This window comes from Cupriavidus sp. 8B, from assembly GCF_054589115.1.
Window position 1 is genome coordinate 152,414 of sequence record NZ_BAAILO010000460.1, and the last position, 17,858, is coordinate 170,271.

The window sequence follows — 17,858 nt, forward strand, 5'->3', positions numbered from 1 at the left end:
TGTGTCTTGAACATGGCGCCTTTTCCGTTCCAGGTTATCGGGATCAACCGGACTGCTTCGGTACTGCTTGATTTACTGCTTTTACCACTACTGCTTTAACACTTACTGCTATGCGTTGGTAGGCTCGATTGGACTCGAACCAACGACCCCCACCATGTCAAGGTGGTGCTCTAACCAGCTGAGCTACGAGCCTATGGTACTGCTTAAACGGTACTGCTTAAACTTTACTGCCGAAGTTTTACTGCCGAAGTTTTACTGCCGAAGTCCTGCTGCAATGACTTCTTACTGCTTGTTCGTTGGTAGGCTCGATTGGACTCGAACCAACGACCCCCACCATGTCAAGGTGGTGCTCTAACCAGCTGAGCTACGAGCCTACGGAGAACGAAAGTATAGCATCACTTTCTTTTCGCCTGCAAGACCCCCACCACATCTTCGATCAAACCGAGTGCGCGTTGCAGTTGCGTGGCCTCCGAAACCTCGGCGGTGAACTGCATCCGCGCGACGCCTTTGCTCGATAGCGTCTTCACGCCGGTGACGTTGATCTTCTCGCGCGACAGCACTTCGGAGATGTCGCGCAGCAGCCCTTGCCGGTCGATCGCCTCCACCTGGATGTCGACCGGATACACGGCATCGCTGCGCTTGCCCCACTCGGTATGGATCACGCGCTCCGGCGCGCGCGCCGAGAGCTGCCCGAAGGTGTGGCAGGTGCGGCGATGAATGGAGACGCCGCGCCCGCGCGTGACAAAGCCCACGATCTCGTCCGGCGGTGCGGGCTTGCAGCATTTGGACATCTGCGTGAGCAGCGAATCCACGCCCACCACCAGCACGCCGCTCTTGGCGCCGCGCGCCACGCTGGTCGCGCGGCTCTTCTTGGTGACGGCCTCTTCCTCGCTCTGCACCACCGCGGCTTCGCCCTCGGGGTGCCGCAGCGCCTGCTCCACATGCCGCAGGCTGAACTCATCCTTGGCGACCGCGGCGAACAAATCGTCCGGCGTCTTGAAGCCGAGCCGCGTGGCAAGGTCATCCAGGTTGACCGCGGTCTTGCCCTCGCGCTGCAAGGTCTTGTCGATCAGCGCGCGGCCTTGCGACATGGTCTCCTGCGAGTCCAGCGCATTGAACCAGGCCCGCACCTTGGCGCGCGCCCGTGGGCTGGCCAGGTAGCCCAGTTCCGCGTTGAGCCAGTCGCGCGACGGCCCGCCCTGCTTGACGGCGATGATGTCCACCGTCTGCCCGTTCTTGAGCGGCGTGTTCAGCGGCACCATGGTGCCATCCACGCGTGCGCCGCGGCAGCGATGACCGAGGTCCGTATGCAGGTAATACGCAAAATCCACCGGCGTAGCGCCCTGCGGCAGCGCCACCACGCGTGCCTGTGGCGTCAGCACATAGATGTGGTCGTCGATGGCCGCGTGCTTGAGCTGCTCCCAAGGCGACTCGTCGTGCGCCACCGAATGATCGGCGTCGTCCTTCCACGCCAGCAGCTGGCGCAGCCACGCGATCTTCTCGTCGTAGCGCTCGCTGGCGGAGAACTGGCCACTATAGCCCTTGCTGCCCGCTTCCTTGTAGCGCCAGTGCGCGGCCACGCCGTACTCGGCGAAATGATGCATCTCCTGGGTGCGGATCTGCACCTCGAAGGCGCGCCCGTCGTCGCCGATCACCACCGTGTGCAGCGACTTGTAGCCGTTCGACTTGGGCCGGGAAATATAGTCATCGAACTCGCGCGGGATCGGCTGCCAGATATGGTGCACGATGCCCAGCACGGTGTAGCAATCCTTGATGTCCTCGACGATCACGCGAAACGCGCGCACGTCATAGAGATCGGCAAAGTCGAGCTCCTTGCCGCGCATCTTCTTCCAGATGCTGTAGATATGCTTGGGGCGCCCGCTCACCTCGGCGCGGATGTCGGCCGATGCCAGCTCGGACTGCAGCCGCGCGATGGCGCTGGCGATATAGCCTTCGCGCTCGATGCGTTTTTCGTCGAGCAGTCGCGCGATGCGCTTGTAGGTGTCGGGTTGCTCGAAGCGGAATGCCAGGTCCTCCAGCTCCCACTTCATCTGCCAGATCCCCAGCCGGTTGGCCAGCGGCGCGTAGATGTCCAGCGTTTCGCGCGCAACGCCCGGCAGCGGCTGCGCCTTGACCAGCGCCAGCCAGCGCAGCGTCTGCAGGCGCGAGGCGAGGCGCACCAGCACCACGCGGATGTCCTGCGCGAAGGCCAGCAGCATCTTGCGCAGCGCCTCCACCTGCTCCTGGCGCGCGGCGATTTCGTCCTTGGTGGTCTCGGGCGCGCCGCTGTGGCCCACCGCGATCGCGCCGATGCGCAACAACTGCCGCACGCCCTTGACGAGCCCCGCCACCTCTTCGCCGAAGAGCGGTTCGATTTCCACTTCGCTGCCAGGCACGAACGCGGCCAGCGCAAACAGGCAGGCCGCCGCGCGCGCGGCATCGTCGACGCGCAGGCCATCGAGAATGCGCAGCATGCCCTCGGCATGCGAGAGCACGGTTTCGCCGGTGGGCAGCAACGCGGCGCTGCCGCGCTCGCGCACGAACGCCAGGGCGCGCTCCACCAGCCCGGCATCGGGTGTGCCGGCAATCTGCCCGGTCAGGTCAGTCGACGTCACCATCTCGCTGCCCCGGCCTCACTTGAGCGCGGCGGTGACCACCACTTCGATCAGGTATTGCGGATTGGCCAGGCGTGCCTCCACGGTGGCGCGCGGGGGCGTATTGCCCTGCACCACCCACTCGTCCCAGACCTCGTTCATGATGCCGATCTGGTCGACGTCGGTGAGGAAGATCTGGCACGAGAGAATCCGGCTCTTGTCGCTGCCGGCTTCGTTCAGCAGGCGCTCGATATGGCCCAGCACCTCGCGGGTCTGGCCACGCAGGTCCGCGGTGGGATCGACTTCCGGCACCTGGCCGGCGAGGTAGACCACGCCATTGTGGATCGCGTATTCGGACAGGCGCTTGCCCACATGGGCGCGCTTCAGTTCATTGGTACTCATGGCAATACTTTAGTCGTCGGGTAAAACATCAAAGGCATCGGATCCGGGCCGCGGCCGCATCAGGCTTCAAACCTCAGGCCGCACCCAGGAAAAACTGCTTGGCGATGGCCACTTGCGCGGGATCGATGAACGTCGGGGCATGCCCCACATCCGGCACCTCCACCGAGGTCACGTTGCGCCCGCGCGCCACCATCTCCGCCACCGTCTCGCGCGTGAGCAGGTCGGACTGCGCGCCGCGCACCACCAGCGTGGGCGCCTGGATGGCCTCGAACATCTGCCACAGCGCCACTTCGCCGGCGCTCACCTGCTCGGGCGTGGTTTCGCGGAACGGCAGCGCCATCGCCAGATCGTAATGCAAGCCCCATTCCAGGCCTTCGGCACCCTGCACCGGCTTGAGGATGGCGCCGTTGAGCTCGCGCCATTGCTCGGGCGTGTGACGGCCAAAAGACGCGCTGATGGTCTGCAGGTACGCCAGGCCTTCCTCGAAGGTCTTGAAGCGCACCGGCAGGCCCAGGTAAGCGCCGATCCGCTCCACCGCCGAGGCGGCGATGCGCGGGCCCACGTCGTTGAGCAGCAGCTTGCGCACCGGCGACTTGGGCAGCCCCGCCAGGCCCATGCCGATCAGGCCGCCCATCGAGGTGCCGAACCAGTCGAGCTGCTCGACATTGAGCCGGGCGATCAGGGTGACCATATCGGACACATACTGCGGCACCACGTAGCGGCGCGGGTCCGCGAGCCAGTCCGAGCGGCCGCGCCCGACCACGTCGGGGCACACCACGCGGTACTCGCCGCACAAGGCGGCGGCCACCGTGTCGAAGTCACGGCCGGTGCGCGTCAGGCCATGCACGCACATCAGCACCCGGGGATTGGTCGGCTCGCCCCATTCGTGATAGGCCATGCGGTGAAGGCCCGCCGGGCTGATGCACTGGACGAAGCCGAGGCGCGGACTGACTGACGACATCTGAACTCCCTGGCAAGACGGTAGCAAGAACGGGGCCGCCGGCATGGCGGCGCCCGGGTTGGGCAAAGCTGGATTGTACGCTGCAGCAGTTACAATGCCACAGCATCGGGGTTCTCGCCGCCATGCCTTTGCCGCTGGCGCGCGACGGGTCCTTCGCGCAGTCCAAATCCAACGTCCAAAACACTCCGACGAAGAGGCAAACATGCTTAAAGGCAAGACGGCACTGGTCACGGGTTCCACCAGCGGTATCGGGCTCGGCATCGCTCAGGCGCTCGCCGCCCAGGGCGCCAACATCATCGTCAACGGCTTCGGCGACTCGGACGCCGCCAAGCGCGAGATCGCGCAGGCCGGCGCGGGTATCCGCGTGGGCTATCACGGCGCGGACATGAGCAAGTCCGCCGAGATCGCGGACATGATGCGCTACGCCGACGCGGAATTCGGCGGCGCCGACATCCTGGTCAATAACGCCGGCATCCAGCACGTGGCCAATATCGAGGACTTTCCGCCCGAGCGCTGGGACGCGATCATCGCCATCAACCTGACCTCCGCCTTCCACACCACCCGCCTCGCCCTGCCCGGCATGAAGCGCAAGGACTGGGGCCGCATCATCAATATCGCCTCCGCCCACGGGCTGGTGGCCTCCGCGCAGAAATCCGCCTACGTGGCCGCCAAGCACGGCATCGTCGGCCTGACCAAGGTCACCGCGCTGGAAACCGCGCAGACCGGCGTGACCGCCAATGCGATCTGCCCGGGCTGGGTGCTGACCCCACTGGTGCAAAAGCAGGTGGAAGCGCGCGCCCAGAAGGACGGCATTCCCGTTGAGCAGGCCAAGCACGAACTGGTGATCGAGAAGCAGCCTTCCGGCCAGTTCGTCACCCCCGACGAGCTTGGCGCGCTGGCCGTGTTCCTGGCCAGCGACGCGGCCCGCCAGGTGCGCGGCGTGGCCTGGAACATGGATGGCGGCTGGGTGGCGCAATGAGCGCAATGACAGGAAAGCCACGAACCATGCAACGACGCCACTTTCTCCGTGCCCTGGCCATGGGCGCCACCGTCTCGCTGGGGCTGCGCGCCGGCGCGAGCGCCGCCGCGGCACCGCTCGCCATCGAGGTCTACAAGAGCCCGCAATGCGGCTGCTGCGAGGGCTGGGTCGAGCACCTGCGCGCGAACGGCTTTGCCGTGACCGTGCGCGACGTGGAAGACACCGGCGTCTATCGCGCCCGCTTCGGCATTCCCGAGCGCTTCGGCTCCTGCCATACCGGCCGCATCGCAGGCTATGCGGTCGAAGGCCACGTGCCCGCTGCCGACATCAAGCGGCTGGTGGCCAGCAAGCCCAAGGCCGTGGGCCTGGCGGTGCCCGCCATGCCGGTCGGCTCGCCGGGCATGGAACAGGGCTCGCGCAAGGACCCGTTCGATGTCCTGCTGGTCCGCGCCGATGGTGGCGCATCGGTCTTCGCCAGCTACAACAAGCGCAGCGCCTGAAAATGGCCAAGGCGCTCAGGCGCCGTGAATAAAAAAACCCCGCGAACGCAAGCTCGCGGGGTTTTTTACTACGGCAGCAGCGGATCAGAGCAGCGGTGCGCCCGTCTTGCTCTGGATCTCCTCGCGGCTCACGCCCGGCGCGGTCTCCACCAGCTTGAGGCCGGCTTCGGTCACGTCGATCACGCCGAGGTCCGTGATGATGCGGTTGACCACGCCCACGCCGGTCAGCGGCAACGCGCACGACGCCAGGATCTTGATGTCCTCGCTGCCGTCCTTCTTCTTGGCGGTGTGTTCCATCAGCACCACCACGCGGCCCACGCCGGCCACCAGGTCCATCGCGCCGCCCATGCCCTTGACCATCTTGCCCGGGATCATCCAGTTAGCCAGGTCGCCCTTCTCGCTGACCTGCATGGCGCCCAGGATGGCCAGGTTGATATGGCCACCGCGAATCATCCCGAAGGAATCCGCCGAGGAGAAGATCGACGAGCCCGGCAGGGTGGTCACGGTCTGCTTGCCGGCGTTGATCATGTCGGCGTCGACCTCGGCCTCGGTCGGGAACGGGCCGATGCCCAGCAGGCCGTTCTCGGATTGCAGCCACACTTCCATGCCTTGCGGGACATGGTTGGCCACCAGCGTCGGCAGGCCGATGCCCAGGTTCACATAGAAGCCATCCTGCAGCTCGCTCGCGGCGCGCGCCGCCATTTCGTCACGTGTCCATGCCATGATGTTTCTCCTTAGCCCGCGGCACGCACGGTGCGCTGCTCGATGCGTTTCTCGGGGTTGGCGTTCAGCACGATGCGCTGCACGAAGATGCCCGGAGTGTGAACCTCATCCGGATCCAGCGTGCCGGTATCGACCAGGTGCTCGACCTCGACGATGGTGACCTTGCCCGCCATCGCGCACATCGGGTTGAAGTTGCGCGCGGTGCGGCGGAACACCAGGTTGCCGGCGCGATCCGCCTTGTAGGCCTTGACCAGGGCCACGTCGGCGGTCAGCGCGCGCTCCATCACGTACTGCTGGCCATCGAACTCGCGGATTTCCTTGCCGTCGGCCACGATGGTGCCCACGCCGGTCTTGGTGAAGAAGGCCGGGATGCCCGAGCCGCCGGCGCGCAGCTTCTCGGCCAGCGTGCCCTGCGGGGTGAACTCCAGCTCCAGTTCGCCGGCCAGGTACTGGCGCTCGAACTCCTTGTTCTCGCCCACGTACGACGAAATCATCTTCTTGATCTGGCGCGTGGCGAGCAGCAGGCCCAGGCCGAAACCGTCCACGCCAGCGTTATTCGAGATGCAGGTAAGCTGCTTGGCGCCGCTGTCGCGCAGCGCGGCAATCAGCGCCTCCGGGATGCCGCACAGACCGAAACCGCCAACCGCGATCGTCTGGCCGTCGCGAACGACGCCCGCGAGCGCCTCCGCGGCGCTGGCGTAGACCTTGTTCATGTTTGCTCCTTCCTCGGTGATTTCCTGTCATTGCGCCCGCCTCCGGGTGATGCCGGCGAGTCACGCAGGGAAATTGTAACGGTACAATCGGACGGAGATCGTCCGGCTGCCAACCGTCCGACAGCATACGCAAGCGTTGCATCCCACGCCAATACGTACAATTACATAAGCAAATGCCCGCTATCGACTACCAGACCGCCTTCCAGCTCGCCCCGGTCGGCCTCGTGCTGTCGCGCGAGCGCATGATCGAGGATTGCAACGACGAGCTCTGCCGCATCTTCGGCACCACCCGGGGCGCCCTGATCGGCGAGTCGTTCCAGGTACTCTATCCCACCGCCGACGAGTTCGAACGCACGGGCGCGCGCATCGTGCCGATCATGAACGCCAAGGGCACCTATTCCGACGAGCGCATCATGAAGCGCGCCGGCGGCGACCTGTTCTGGTGCCATGTCACCGGGCGCGCGCTGGACCGCCGGCAGCCGCTGGGCGCCGGCATCTGGACTTTCGAGGACCTTTCGCAGAAGCGCCCGGTCACCGCCGAGCTGACGGCGCGCGAGCGCGACATCGCCGCGCAGCTGGTGGACGGCAAGACCAGCAAGCAGATCGGCAAGCTGCTGTCCATCAGCCCGCGCACGGTGGACATCTACCGGGCCCGGCTGATGAAGAAGTACGGGGCCCATACCTCGGTCGACCTGGTGCAGCGCCTGGTCAACCACTAGTCCGCGGCCTAGGGCCACTGCCCTACTCCATCAGCGCCCGGAGCGCCGCCGGCACGGGCACCGATTTCTCGGCCCCGTAGTCGCACCAGACCACCTTGGCGCCGCCCTCGGCATACACCACGTCCGGCTGGTCGGTGCGCAGTATCTCCATGCGGGTCTCGAAGCTCGTGCGGCCCAGCTCGCCGGCAAACATCCGGCATTCGATATCCCCGGGATAGCGCAACTGCTTCAGGAAGCTCATGTGGGCGTTGATGATGACCGGCCCGCAACCGCTGGCATCCTTGCCGCCGTGGCCAAGCGACTCGAACCAGGCGATGCGCGCCTGTTCCAGGTAGCGGAAGTAGACCGTGTTGTTGACATGGCCCATGGCGTCCATGTCGCCCCACCGGATGGGCATGCGCAGAGTGAATACGGGTTTCATGGACCCGAGCCTACCACGGCGACGCGCCGTTTCCTCTCGGCGGAAACGACGGTTCCGCCGCGCCGAGCCAGGGATGCCGTCTCAGTCGTCGATCAATTGTCGATCAAGCGGGCGTGCCCGGGGAGTTCGAAGCGCATTTCGGGCGGCAGGAAGGCCACCGCGTTCGGGCGCAGGTCGATATCCGGCGCGGGGGGAAGCGGCGGGTCGCCGGCCTCGGCGCGCGGATGCGGGATGCTGCTGGCGTATGCGGCCGGGGCGGCCAGGACGGGCGCGGCGCGGGGCCGCCTGGATGGCGGCGCCGCAAGGGCAACCGCTTGCGTGCGGGGCGCCGCATGGGTGTCCGGCAACGCCACCATGCCCAGTGCGCGGCTTTCACGGACCCGCACCCGGTCCCGCGGGTCCATGATCATGGGTTCGTCGATGGCGGACGGGGCGGCCTGCGGGCTGGCGCTTTCCGCCAGCGAGGGCGCGAAAGGCTCGGGCGGCGCGAGCGGAGCCACCGCTGCCACGGCCGCCGGGATGTCGGCCTGCGCTTCGGCCGCCGCCGAAGCGGCCAACGGATTTGGCTTGGGCCTGAGCTCAGGGCTCGCCAGCATGACCGCGGCGAACCATGCGAGCAGCACGGCCGCAGCACCGCCGAGGGCGCCGGTGGCCATTCCCCGCTGGCGTTCGCGGCGCAATGCCTGGGCATGGACAGGCGCCGTGGCCACGAGATGGTCCCGGATGGCCTCGCTGCGCAATGTCTTCAGCGTGTCGCGCACATCGAAACTCGTCCCCCACGGGGGCGGCACATCGAGCGTGGGAGGCGGAGATGGAGACGGGTATGGGGAACGGGACACGGGGAAACGAGACACGGCTCACCTCTGCAGCGCATGCGAGACCCGGCCGCGCCGGCCTATCCGGACGATAGCGGGTCAGCGAAAAATCATAGCGCCGCAGTCCCTGCGGAGAAATCAGACGAATCTCTTTCTGGGTACGGAAAATTCCTCAATCGGGACCTGCAAGCAAGTGCGTGACAAGGAACGGGGGGCGAGCGTGGGCCATCCTGGCCGTAGGAGAAAGACCGGACAACCGGCGGCTTGGGCCGCCGGCATGGCAAAGTGACTTACTGGCGGCGGGCCGGGCGGTTGCCATCCGGCACCTGGCCGGGAACGGCGAGGCCGGAGTCCGCCAGCGACGACTCCATGCGGCGAATCTGCTGCTGCAGCTGCTCCAGGCGGATACGCGAGGCACGGCTTTCGATTTCCGCGCTCTGGACCTCGGCGCGAGACGCCTTCTGCTCCTCGGCGATGCGCTGGCGCTGTGCCTGCATCACGCGCACATCCTCATTGAGCGCATTGGCGCGCGCCTCGGTTTCATGCAAAGCCTTGTCGAATGCCCGCTTCTGCGAAGCCAGCACCTGGCGGCGGATATCGTCGCTGGCCCAGGTTGCACTTTGCTGGGTCACCTGGCGATAAGCCTGCTCGGCCGGGCCGATCGATTCGAATCGGAACACCCGCCACAGGTTCTTCTGATAGAACAGCGCCACGTAGCAAACCACCTGGTCGTCCGCCAGCATCAGCGTGGTGCCGTAATCGCCGTTGTAGCTGGTGCGCAGCTCACGCACCGACCGGTCGCGCAGGCGCTGCTGGAGCTCCGATACCAGTCCCAGTGACGAGGCGGAGGCCTGGGGACCGCTAGCGATGGCCGTCAGCGGCGCCGGTGCGGCGAAGGGAGGTATGGGCTCGCCCGCTGCCAGTACGCCGGAGGCGGACAAGGACAGGGCCAAGCCGATGAGGCTGGCAAGCAAGGGGGCGCGGCAGGAATGATTCAACATGGCGTTCCGGCTTGGACAGGCACGATGGTTCAAGAAAATCGGGGTGCGCCATGCGACACCCGGACTGGGCGATGATGCGCTTCGCGCACCCCGCCGATCGCGGATTGTAACAAGCTTGCCCGCCTCAGGCCGCGTTTTGTAACAATTGCCAGCATGACGGTGCCATTCCCGCAACACCCCCGGGCGGTGGGGGAGCATTGACGCCGCCCCCAGCGCTCCGGCCCCGGCTCAGCGCTTGGCGATGGAGGCTTCCGCCTTGCTCACCAGCTCCACGCCGATCTGCTTCTTCCACTTCTCATAGACCTTGCCGGTAGCCTTGCGGAAGGCGTCGTGCTCGGCCGGCGTCAGTTGCGAAACCTTGACGCCATGGGCTTCCATGTCCTTCCAGCCCGGCGCGCCCGCCTCCACCAGGCCCTTGCGGGCCAGTGCCGTTTCCTGCTTGCCGGCGTCGATGGCAGCTTGCTTGACGATCTCGCGGTCGGCCGGGGTCCAGCTTTCCCAGATCTGCTTGTTGACCACGAAGATCAGCGGGTCGGCCACGTAGCCCCAGGTGGTCACGTACTTCTGGCCCACCGTGTAGAGCTTGGCGGCTGCGAACACCGATTGCGGATTTTCCTGGCCATCCACCGCGCCCGAGGCCATGGCCGGCTGCGCGTCGGCCCAGCTCATCTGGGTCGGGTTGGCGCCGAGCGCATTGAAGGTCTCGATATACAGCGGCGAGCCCACCACACGCAGCTTCATGCCCTTCAAATCTTCCGGCTTGCGGATTTCGCGCTTGGAGTTGGAGACTTCGCGAAAGCCGTTCTCGCCCCAGGCCAGCGGCACCACGCCGGACTTGTCCAGGGTCGCGAAGATCGACTTGCCGACTTCGCCTTGCGTAAGCGCATCCAGTGCCTTGTAGTCGGGCATCAGGAACGGCAGCGAGAACAGGTTCAGTTCCTTGACCTGCGGCGACCAGTTGATGGTCGAGCCGACCGCCATGTCAATCACGCCCTGGCGGATCGCCGAGAACTCGCGGGTCTGGTCGCCGGCCACCAGCGAGGTGCCTGGGTACAGCTTGATGTTGATGCGGCCGCTGGTGCGCTGGCGCACCAGGTCAGCCCAGATCTCGCCGCCTTTACCCCACGGGAAGGCCGGGCCGAGCACCAGCGACATCTTGTATTCGGCTTTGTAGCTCTGCGCCATGGCGCCAGCGGGCGCGAGGGCGGCAGCGGCGATGGTGGCTGCCAGCGACAGCATCAAGGCACGACGTTTCATGCGTTCTCTCCTCTCAGGATCTGTTGTGTGTTTCTTATGGGCAACGAAGACTTCAATACGTCAATACGTCGATACTTCAATAACCGAGGTAGTCAGGCAGCCAGGTCGCCAGCGGCGGGAAGGCCAGCACCATCAGCATGGCGACGAACATCGCCAGCAGCATCCACACCACCCAGGGCACAGTCTCTTCCATGCGCACGCGCGCAATCCGGCACGAGACCATCAGGTTCACCGCCAGCGGCGGCGTGAACTGGCCGAGCGCCACCTTGAGCGTCAGCACCACGCCGAACCACACCGGGTTCCAGTGGAAGGCATTGGCGATCGGCAGCAGCAGCGGCACGAAGATCAGGAAGATGGAGATGCCGTCGAGGAACATCCCCACCGTCATCAGCAAGGCCACGATCAGCGCCAGCACGCCGTATTCGCCCAGTCCCGAATGCGCGATGGCATTGGCCAGCGGATCGATCACGCCCAGCGTGGACAGCGCGTAGGCAAATATGCCGGCCAGCGCCACCACCAGCAGGATCACCGCGGAAGTCTCCGCCGCCTCCTGGAAGATCACGAACAAATCGCGCATGCCGATGCTGCGGTAGATCACCATGCCGACGAACAGGCCGTAGACCACCGCCACCACGGCGGCTTCGGTCGGCGTGAACCAGCCCGCGCGCATGCCGCCCAGGATCAGGAACGGCGCGACCAGGCCCCAGGCCGCTTCGCGCAGGCTCTTCCAGAACGGCGGACGCGGCAAGCCGGCCTCGATGGCGCCCATATTGTGCTTGCGCGCCAGCCAGACGGCCGGCACGATCAGCGCCACGCCGGCCAGGATGCCGGGGATCATGCCGGCGGCGAACAGTGCCGGCACCGAGGCGCCGGGCACCAGCACGCTGTAGATGATGAACGCAACGGACGGCGGGATCAGGATATCGGTCGCGGCGGCAGCGCCAACCACGGCCGCGCTGTACGCGCCGGGATAGCCGGCCCGCGACATCGCCGCGATCATCACCCCGCCCACCGCGGCCGCATTGGCCGGGCCGGAGCCGGAGATGCCGCCCAGGAACATCGCGACCAGGATGGCCACCAGCGGCAGCATGCCGGGACCGCGCCCGACGATGGCAATGGCAAAGGTCACCAGCCGCTGCGCCACGCCGGAACGGTCGAAGATCGAGCCGACCAGCACGAACATCGGGATCGCCAGCAGCGGGTACTTGCCCAGGCCGGCGTAGAAATTCTGCGGCACGGCCAGCAGGCCGAACATCTGGGTGTCCAGGTTGGACAGGCCAATTGCCACCAGGCCGCCGAGGCCCAGCGACACGCCGATCGGCACGCCCAGCATCATCAGGCCAAGGAACACCACGAACAGGGTAATGGCAATCAGCGTCATGGCGCGGCCTCCGAAGCCGCCACGCCATTCAGGCGCTCGGCATGCAGGGCCTTGAGCGCGCGCAGGTTGCGCACCGCTACGCCGAGCGCCCGCAGCGCGATGGCGGCGGACAGCACCGGCAGCCAGACCGAGTACCACCAGCTAGGCACGCCAATGCCCGGCGAGGTCTCGCCAAACGTGTATTCGTCCCACGCCACGCGAGCGCCCAGCACCGCCAGCGCGATGAACATGACCGCAACGGCCACCGCCGACAACACCGCCAGGCGCCGCTGCCGCGCCGCGCTGCCGCGATCGAAGAAGAACTCGATGCGGATGTTGCGGTCGCGCGCCACGGCCGCGCTGCCTGCCACGAGGGCCAGCACGATCATCAGGAAGACCGAGAATTCCTCGGTCCAGGCAAACGATTCATCAGTGAAATAACGGACCACCACGTTGGCGAAGGTGATGCACACCAGCAGCACCATGACGATCACGCCAACCCAGTCTTCAATCCGCGGCGATACCTTGAAGCCGCTGTCCTCTTGCTGGCTGGCGCCAGTCTCGTCCGGCATGGCCGTGACGTGTTTTGGGTCGGCATCGCGCCGCCCCTCCTGTTCTGCTTGCATCTCCCCGGCCTCCGGTCCGGTCCGCGCGGCGCCGCAGGCTGCGCGCGGATTTTCTCTTTGAATTATGTAAAGACTTAATCTCAAGACATGGCGGATTATGCCAAGACTTGCAGAACGCGCGGGAACTTTTGCTCCATTGCGCGCGTCGCGCCTGTTGGACAGGGGCACCCATGCGCCCCGCACTGGCTCGCGCCAACTGGCGGCCTTCGGGCCATTGGGGCGACCCGGCAGGTCATCGATTCCGCAAGGTGCCCAAGGGGACCGGATAAGCCCGGGAACCGAGAATCGCAGGCCCCGCCCCCGCTTTTGGCGCGGGCCAGGGCCGACCTGCCGGCAAGCGCACGCAAGGGTGCGCCGCCCCTTGCGACGGTCACACCATGCCGTCGTCGGCGGTGATGATCGCGCCGTTGATGAATGCCGACTGGTCGGACGCCAGCAGCAACAGCAGGCCGTCCAGGTCCTCGGGCTTGCCCACGCGCTTGCGGGGCAGCATCTGGATCAGTTTCTGGCCGGCGTCGGTGTCCCAATGGTGGTGGTTGATATCGGTATCGATATAGCCGGGGCAGATGGCGTTGACGTTGATGCCATGGCGCGCCCACTCCAGCGCCATCGACTTGGTCATGTGCACTACCGAGGCCTTGCTCATGCAGTACACGCCGATCTGCGACAGCACCTTGAGCCCGGCGACCGACGCGATATTGACGATGCGCGACTGCGGCAGCGGATTGCCGTTCTTCTCGGCGCCCTTGGCGCGCGCAATCATGCGCTTGGCCACTTCCTGCGCCACGAAGAAAGCGCCCCGGGTATTGGTGTCGAAGACGAAATCGAAGTCGTCGGGGGTCACGTCGGTCAGGCGCTGGGTGGTGGAGACGCCCGAGTTATTGACCAGGATGTCGATCGCACCGGCCTCGGTCTCGGCATGCGCCACCGCCGAGCGGATGCTGTCGTGGTCGGTCACGTCGAGCTGCACCACGTGCGCGCTGCCGCCCTCGGCCTCGATCGCGGCACGCAGCTCCTTGAGCCGCTCGGTGCGCCGCGACGCCAGGATGACCTTGGCGCCGGCGCTCGCCAGGACGTGGGCAAACCGCGTGCCCAGACCGCTCGAAGCGCCTGTCACCAGCGCGACCTTGCCTTCCAGATTGATCGACAAACCCATAATGGCCTCTATGTTCGGGAGCCCCCGGCGCCGCCTGCCATGGCCACGGCCAACGGGCGCTCCTCGCGAAATCTGCCTGCTGAAACCGAAGGCAGCATATCAAAAAAAAGAACGGTCGTTCCAAAAAAAATCTTGCCTGACCATGGCGAGTCCCGGACAATGCCGGAGATTCTAAGAACTCGGGCCACAAAGGGAAAGAGGAAAAACGCGCATGGCAGCCACGATTTAGCGCCCGCGCCGCCCCGCCCCTGCCCCAAGTTCCCCCCGATCATCGCATCCCCGGTACCACGAACACGGCATTTCCCACAATTGCGCGCAAGTTGCCAAGAATAGAGGGTTAGAGACAATGAATCAGCAACAGCTCCTGGAGCAGTACGGCCCCCGCGAGGCCATGGAATACGACGTAGTCATCGTTGGCGGCGGCCCCGCCGGCCTGGCAACCGCCATCCGCCTGAAGCAACTCGCCCAGGAGAAAGGCACCGAGGTCAATGTCTGCGTGCTGGAGAAGGGCTCCGAACCCGGCGCCCACATCCTGTCCGGCGCCATCATGGACCCGTGTGCGCTGAACGAGCTGATCCCCAACTGGAAGGAACTCGGCGCCCCGCTGAACCAACCGGTCGCTGAAGACAAGTTCCTGTTCCTCAACGAAACCGGTTCCAAGGCCACGCCGTCCGCCCTGCTGCCGGAATGCTTCCACAACCACGGCAACTACATCATCAGCCTGTCCAACTTCACGCGCTGGCTGGGGCAGCAGGCCGAAGGCCTGGGCGTCGAGATCTTCCCCGGCTTCCCCGCTGCCGAAGTGCTCTACAACGACGACGGCTCGGTCAAGGGCGTGGCCACCGGCAACCTGGGCATCAACAAGGAAGGCGAGCCTACCGAGAACTTCCAGCTCGGCATGGAGCTGCACGCCAAGTACACCATCTTCGCCGAAGGCTCGCGCGGCCACCTGGGCAAGCAGCTGATCGCGAAATACAAGCTCGACGACGGCAAGGATCCGCAAAGCTACGGCATTGGCCTGAAAGAGCTGTGGGAGATCGATCCCGCCAAGCACCAGCCAGGCCTGGTGGTGCACACCGCCGGCTGGCCGCTGGACCCGGCCACCTACGGCGGTTCCTTCCTGTACCACATGGAAGACAACAAGGTCGCGGTGGGATTCGTGGTAGGCCTGGACTACACCAACCCCTGGCTGTCTCCCTTCGAGGAATTCCAGCGCTTCAAGACGCACCCGGAAATCCGCAAGTATTTCGAAGGCGGCAAGCGCATCAGCTACGGCGCGCGTGCCATCACGGCAGGCGGCCTGCTGTCGCTGCCCAAGACCGTATTCCCGGGTGGCGCCCTGGTTGGCTGCGACGCCGGCTACCTCAACGCCTCGCGCATCAAGGGCAGCCACGCCGCCATCAAGACCGGCATGATGGCCGCCGAAGCCGCCTACGATGCGCTGCAGGCCGGCCGCCAGCACGACGAACTCGCGGCCTACCCGACCGCCTTCGAGAACAGCTGGCTGCACAAGGAACTGCTGCAAGCCAAGAACTTCAAGCAGTGGTTCAAGAAGGGCCGCACCACCGCCACGCTGATGACCGGCATCGAGCAATGGCTGCTGCCCAAGCTGGGCATCCGCAACCCGCCCTGGACCATCCACCGCGAGAAGCCCGACCACGTCTACCTCAAGCCGGCGGCCGAGTGCCCGCAGATCGCCTATCCCAAGCCGGACGGCAAGCTGACCTTCGACCGCCTCAGCTCGGTGTTCATCAGCAACACCAACCATGAGGAAAACCAGCCGGCCCACCTGACGCTCAAGGATGCCAGCGTCCCCGTCAACGTCAACTGGGACAAGTTTGCCGGCCCCGAAAGCCGATACTGCCCGGCCGGCGTGTACGAATTCGTGCAGAACGAAGACGGCAAGGAACGCCTGCAGATCAACGCGCAGAACTGCGTGCACTGCAAGACCTGTGACATCAAGGATCCCACGCAGAACATCGTCTGGGTGACGCCGGAAGGCGGCGGCGGCCCGAACTACGTGGGCATGTAAGTTCGCCGCATGGCAAGAAAAACGGCACCGGATTCGGTGCCGTTTTTTTTGCCTCAGACCTGCGGGCTCGACGTCGCGGGCGACGCCAGCGAATCGTGGTAGAGCGGCTTGTCGTCCGCCACGCTCTGATACCAGCCGATCACATCGGCCACGCCGGCAATCAGCGTGATGAGTGCCGGTCCGGCGAGCGGCACCTGCCCGATCCCGTCGATCAGGGCAAGCACCACATCCGTCATGCCCCCAGCCTCGCGCGGCTTGCCGAGGGCGGTGGCCGCGGCCACGTCCAGGGGCGACATCCCGACCAGCAGGCGCGCACCGTCAGTGCCGGCGTCGCTGCTGGCAGGCTTGCCAGCGCTTGAGAAAGCTTCCAGCCCCAGCGCGCGCTCCTCCATCGACAATGTGCTCGCCTGGCCCGCTCCCTGCGCGACATTGCCCATGGCGGGCATGGCCACGGTCAGCAGGGCCGCCAGGATGGGCGCGCGCAGGCGCGCGCCGAAGCGCGGGTTCCGCTTCATGCTGTCTCCTCGTGATGGTGGTCGGACATCGGCATTCCGAAATGCCATATCCGCATTTTTGCAGGAGGACAGTAGAGACGAGGAAGCGGGCTTCGGGCAAGAGGCTGCGTTAGCAGGTTTACTCCAAACACCGGCATCAGGCGCTGACCTGCATGCTGGCGCCTGCCAGCAACTGCTCATAGATAAAGCACTGGAGCAGCGTCAGCTCGCGCTCGCCGAGCGCATCGAACGCAACGCCGAACGTGGGAAACTCCGCGTCGCCCTCGGCGGGCGACGCGTTACGCACCACGCCGTCGACCATGATCTCGCTGTCCAGCGCAGCGGTGCGCAGATGGAAGCACAAGCGCACCGCCGCGCCAGGCGCCGGCACCGCGCCGGCGATCTGGATCTGCGCGCCACCGGTGCTCAGGTCGGTCAGCAGCACCAGCCGGGCTGGCTGGTGAGAGGCCGGCGCATCGTCGTCCGTGCCGCCGGGATCCACCAGGTAGGCCGCCAGCCGTGTCGGCACGCGGGTCGCCTTGCGCACCGGCATCTGCTGCGGATCGGCCGGCGCCGACAACACCAGGTAACGGAAGGGACTGCGGCAGATCGCGGTCACCGTCGACTCGAAGCTGAGGATGGCGTGACCGGAAAAACCGCGCAGCAGCACCTTCTCGCCAGGCTGAAGCTGCAACTCCTTGCCGCCCAGCTGCGGCCAGGTCGCGAACAGGCCCTGCTCGACAAAGCCGATCAGCCGGCTGGCAGCGGCGCGCCCTGCCTGCCCCGGCGACTTGATCTGCAGCAGGGTGCCAACCTGCAGGCCGAGCGGCCCCACATTGGCAAACCGGCCGCTATCCACCGGCTCGCCCGGCTCGTCCTCCGGCCGGCACACCGTGCCATGCCGGAACACCAGCGCAACGTCGCGGTCCTCGGGGATCACGCTGCCGCTGCCGAGCACGAGGTTGCCCGCCTCGTCCAGCAAGGACCAGGGCAAGGGCTGGCCGACGGGGAGATCGTTAGGGGTAAGTGCAATCATGGGAAGCCCCGGTGAACGCCCAGGCAGCAGGCGTGGCAGATCCAACGGCGGCCACGGGAACGCACGAAT

At 65.9% G+C, this 17,858-nt stretch carries 18 protein-coding genes and 2 tRNA genes; 4 read left to right on the top strand and 16 right to left on the bottom strand.

The window, feature by feature from the left end; all coding sequences use genetic code 11:
- Positions 1-116 precede the first annotated feature (116 nt).
- The 5 genes from ACYP5B_RS44335 to ACYP5B_RS44355 form a co-directional block, all read right to left on the bottom strand.
- A tRNA-Val gene (locus tag ACYP5B_RS44335) sits at positions 117-193 on the bottom strand.
- 104 nt (positions 194-297) lie between these two features.
- A tRNA-Val gene (locus tag ACYP5B_RS44340) sits at positions 298-374 on the bottom strand.
- A 21-nt stretch (positions 375-395) separates the two neighbouring features.
- The gene (locus ACYP5B_RS44345) at positions 396-2,618 is read right to left on the bottom strand and encodes a RelA/SpoT family protein (protein WP_459573825.1); all 2,223 of its coding nucleotides are present in this window, start codon (positions 2,616-2,618) and stop codon (positions 396-398) included.
- Between the two features lie 15 nt (positions 2,619-2,633).
- Positions 2,634-2,996, bottom strand: a complete 363-nt coding sequence (locus ACYP5B_RS44350; RefSeq protein ID WP_400093706.1) for a RidA family protein — start codon at positions 2,994-2,996, stop codon at positions 2,634-2,636.
- 73 nt (positions 2,997-3,069) lie between these two features.
- Positions 3,070-3,957: an alpha/beta fold hydrolase gene (locus ACYP5B_RS44355; protein ID WP_318235659.1), complete on the bottom strand. Its 888-nt coding sequence runs from the start codon at positions 3,955-3,957 to the stop codon at positions 3,070-3,072.
- A gap of 202 nt (positions 3,958-4,159) precedes the next feature.
- On the opposite strand from ACYP5B_RS44355, the gene ACYP5B_RS44360 reads away from it, so the two are divergent.
- Together ACYP5B_RS44360 and ACYP5B_RS44365 are read left to right on the top strand one after the other, a co-directional pair.
- Positions 4,160-4,936: a 3-hydroxybutyrate dehydrogenase gene (locus ACYP5B_RS44360; RefSeq protein WP_459573826.1), complete on the top strand. Its 777-nt coding sequence runs from the start codon at positions 4,160-4,162 to the stop codon at positions 4,934-4,936.
- Between the two features lie 26 nt (positions 4,937-4,962).
- Positions 4,963-5,436 carry a DUF411 domain-containing protein gene (locus tag ACYP5B_RS44365; protein WP_459573827.1) on the top strand — a complete coding sequence of 158 codons (474 nt, stop codon included), beginning with the start codon at positions 4,963-4,965 and terminating at the stop codon, positions 5,434-5,436.
- Between the two features lie 84 nt (positions 5,437-5,520).
- Here ACYP5B_RS44365 and ACYP5B_RS44370 read toward each other — a convergent pair whose 3' ends face one another.
- Positions 5,521-6,159, bottom strand: coding sequence for a CoA transferase subunit B (locus tag ACYP5B_RS44370; RefSeq protein WP_267606185.1), 639 nt, complete (start codon positions 6,157-6,159; stop codon positions 5,521-5,523).
- Between the two features lie 11 nt (positions 6,160-6,170).
- Positions 6,171-6,872 carry a CoA transferase subunit A gene (locus ACYP5B_RS44375; RefSeq protein WP_043345022.1) on the bottom strand — a complete coding sequence of 234 codons (702 nt, stop codon included), beginning with the start codon at positions 6,870-6,872 and terminating at the stop codon, positions 6,171-6,173.
- Positions 6,873-7,045: 173 nt separating this feature from the next.
- On the opposite strand from ACYP5B_RS44375, the gene ACYP5B_RS44380 reads away from it, so the two are divergent.
- The gene (locus ACYP5B_RS44380; protein ID WP_400093709.1) at positions 7,046-7,591 is read left to right on the top strand and encodes a LuxR C-terminal-related transcriptional regulator; all 546 of its coding nucleotides are present in this window, start codon (positions 7,046-7,048) and stop codon (positions 7,589-7,591) included.
- Positions 7,592-7,613: 22 nt separating this feature from the next.
- On the opposite strand, the gene ACYP5B_RS44385 is transcribed toward ACYP5B_RS44380, so the two are convergent.
- The 7 genes from ACYP5B_RS44385 to ACYP5B_RS44415 all read right to left on the bottom strand — a co-directional run bounded on the left by ACYP5B_RS44385 (position 7,614) and on the right by ACYP5B_RS44415 (position 14,227).
- A complete protein-coding gene (locus ACYP5B_RS44385) occupies positions 7,614-8,012 on the bottom strand; it encodes an acyl-CoA thioesterase (RefSeq protein ID WP_459573828.1) in 399 nt (132 codons plus the stop codon).
- 92 nt (positions 8,013-8,104) lie between these two features.
- On the bottom strand, positions 8,105-8,773 hold the full coding sequence (locus ACYP5B_RS44390) for a hypothetical protein (protein ID WP_459573829.1): 669 nt from the start codon (positions 8,771-8,773) through the stop codon (positions 8,105-8,107).
- A gap of 344 nt (positions 8,774-9,117) precedes the next feature.
- Positions 9,118-9,828 carry a DUF2968 domain-containing protein gene (locus ACYP5B_RS44395; RefSeq protein ID WP_459573830.1) on the bottom strand — a complete coding sequence of 237 codons (711 nt, stop codon included), beginning with the start codon at positions 9,826-9,828 and terminating at the stop codon, positions 9,118-9,120.
- 228 nt (positions 9,829-10,056) lie between these two features.
- The gene (locus tag ACYP5B_RS44400; RefSeq protein ID WP_318235654.1) at positions 10,057-11,085 is read right to left on the bottom strand and encodes a DctP family TRAP transporter solute-binding subunit; all 1,029 of its coding nucleotides are present in this window, start codon (positions 11,083-11,085) and stop codon (positions 10,057-10,059) included.
- Between the two features lie 76 nt (positions 11,086-11,161).
- Complete coding sequence (locus tag ACYP5B_RS44405; RefSeq protein WP_267606180.1) at positions 11,162-12,466, bottom strand: TRAP transporter large permease; 1,305 nt, start codon at positions 12,464-12,466, stop codon at positions 11,162-11,164.
- A complete protein-coding gene (locus ACYP5B_RS44410) occupies positions 12,463-13,071 on the bottom strand; it encodes a TRAP transporter small permease (RefSeq protein WP_267606179.1) in 609 nt (202 codons plus the stop codon). Before ACYP5B_RS44410 ends, ACYP5B_RS44405 begins: the two co-directional genes overlap by 4 nt.
- Positions 13,072-13,441: 370 nt before the next feature.
- Positions 13,442-14,227, bottom strand: coding sequence for an SDR family oxidoreductase (locus ACYP5B_RS44415; RefSeq protein ID WP_267606178.1), 786 nt, complete (start codon positions 14,225-14,227; stop codon positions 13,442-13,444).
- Positions 14,228-14,573: 346 nt separating this feature from the next.
- Here ACYP5B_RS44415 and ACYP5B_RS44420 point away from each other — a divergent pair, with 346 nt between their 5' ends.
- On the top strand, positions 14,574-16,259 hold the full coding sequence (locus tag ACYP5B_RS44420; RefSeq protein ID WP_267606177.1) for an electron transfer flavoprotein-ubiquinone oxidoreductase: 1,686 nt from the start codon (positions 14,574-14,576) through the stop codon (positions 16,257-16,259).
- A gap of 53 nt (positions 16,260-16,312) precedes the next feature.
- On the opposite strand, the gene ACYP5B_RS44425 is transcribed toward ACYP5B_RS44420, so the two are convergent.
- Together ACYP5B_RS44425 and ACYP5B_RS44430 are read right to left on the bottom strand one after the other, a co-directional pair.
- Complete coding sequence (locus ACYP5B_RS44425) at positions 16,313-16,774, bottom strand: hypothetical protein (RefSeq protein ID WP_400093714.1); 462 nt, start codon at positions 16,772-16,774, stop codon at positions 16,313-16,315.
- A 136-nt stretch (positions 16,775-16,910) separates the two neighbouring features.
- Positions 16,911-17,789, bottom strand: a complete 879-nt coding sequence (locus tag ACYP5B_RS44430; protein WP_400093716.1) for a flagellar brake protein — start codon at positions 17,787-17,789, stop codon at positions 16,911-16,913.
- Between the last annotated feature and the right edge of the window lie 69 nt (positions 17,790-17,858).

What these genes read in the sequence shown, in the direction of transcription:
- ACYP5B_RS44345 (WP_459573825.1), bottom strand. Translation starts at nt 2,618, where the DNA reads ATGGTGACGTCGACTGACCTGACCGGGCAGATTGCCGGCACACCCGAT.
- ACYP5B_RS44350 (WP_400093706.1), bottom strand. Translation starts at nt 2,996, where the DNA reads ATGAGTACCAATGAACTGAAGCGCGCCCATGTGGGCAAGCGCCTGTCC.
- ACYP5B_RS44355 (WP_318235659.1), bottom strand. Translation starts at nt 3,957, where the DNA reads ATGTCGTCAGTCAGTCCGCGCCTCGGCTTCGTCCAGTGCATCAGCCCG.
- ACYP5B_RS44360 (WP_459573826.1), top strand. Translation starts at nt 4,160, where the DNA reads ATGCTTAAAGGCAAGACGGCACTGGTCACGGGTTCCACCAGCGGTATC.
- ACYP5B_RS44365 (WP_459573827.1), top strand. Translation starts at nt 4,963, where the DNA reads ATGCAACGACGCCACTTTCTCCGTGCCCTGGCCATGGGCGCCACCGTC.
- ACYP5B_RS44370 (WP_267606185.1), bottom strand. Translation starts at nt 6,159, where the DNA reads ATGGCATGGACACGTGACGAAATGGCGGCGCGCGCCGCGAGCGAGCTG.
- ACYP5B_RS44375 (WP_043345022.1), bottom strand. Translation starts at nt 6,872, where the DNA reads ATGAACAAGGTCTACGCCAGCGCCGCGGAGGCGCTCGCGGGCGTCGTT.
- ACYP5B_RS44380 (WP_400093709.1), top strand. Translation starts at nt 7,046, where the DNA reads ATGCCCGCTATCGACTACCAGACCGCCTTCCAGCTCGCCCCGGTCGGC.
- ACYP5B_RS44385 (WP_459573828.1), bottom strand. Translation starts at nt 8,012, where the DNA reads ATGAAACCCGTATTCACTCTGCGCATGCCCATCCGGTGGGGCGACATG.
- ACYP5B_RS44395 (WP_459573830.1), bottom strand. Translation starts at nt 9,828, where the DNA reads ATGTTGAATCATTCCTGCCGCGCCCCCTTGCTTGCCAGCCTCATCGGC.
- ACYP5B_RS44400 (WP_318235654.1), bottom strand. Translation starts at nt 11,085, where the DNA reads ATGAAACGTCGTGCCTTGATGCTGTCGCTGGCAGCCACCATCGCCGCT.
- ACYP5B_RS44405 (WP_267606180.1), bottom strand. Translation starts at nt 12,466, where the DNA reads ATGACGCTGATTGCCATTACCCTGTTCGTGGTGTTCCTTGGCCTGATG.
- ACYP5B_RS44410 (WP_267606179.1), bottom strand. Translation starts at nt 13,071, where the DNA reads ATGCAAGCAGAACAGGAGGGGCGGCGCGATGCCGACCCAAAACACGTC.
- ACYP5B_RS44415 (WP_267606178.1), bottom strand. Translation starts at nt 14,227, where the DNA reads ATGGGTTTGTCGATCAATCTGGAAGGCAAGGTCGCGCTGGTGACAGGC.
- ACYP5B_RS44420 (WP_267606177.1), top strand. Translation starts at nt 14,574, where the DNA reads ATGAATCAGCAACAGCTCCTGGAGCAGTACGGCCCCCGCGAGGCCATG.
- ACYP5B_RS44425 (WP_400093714.1), bottom strand. Translation starts at nt 16,774, where the DNA reads ATGAAGCGGAACCCGCGCTTCGGCGCGCGCCTGCGCGCGCCCATCCTG.
- ACYP5B_RS44430 (WP_400093716.1), bottom strand. Translation starts at nt 17,789, where the DNA reads ATGATTGCACTTACCCCTAACGATCTCCCCGTCGGCCAGCCCTTGCCC.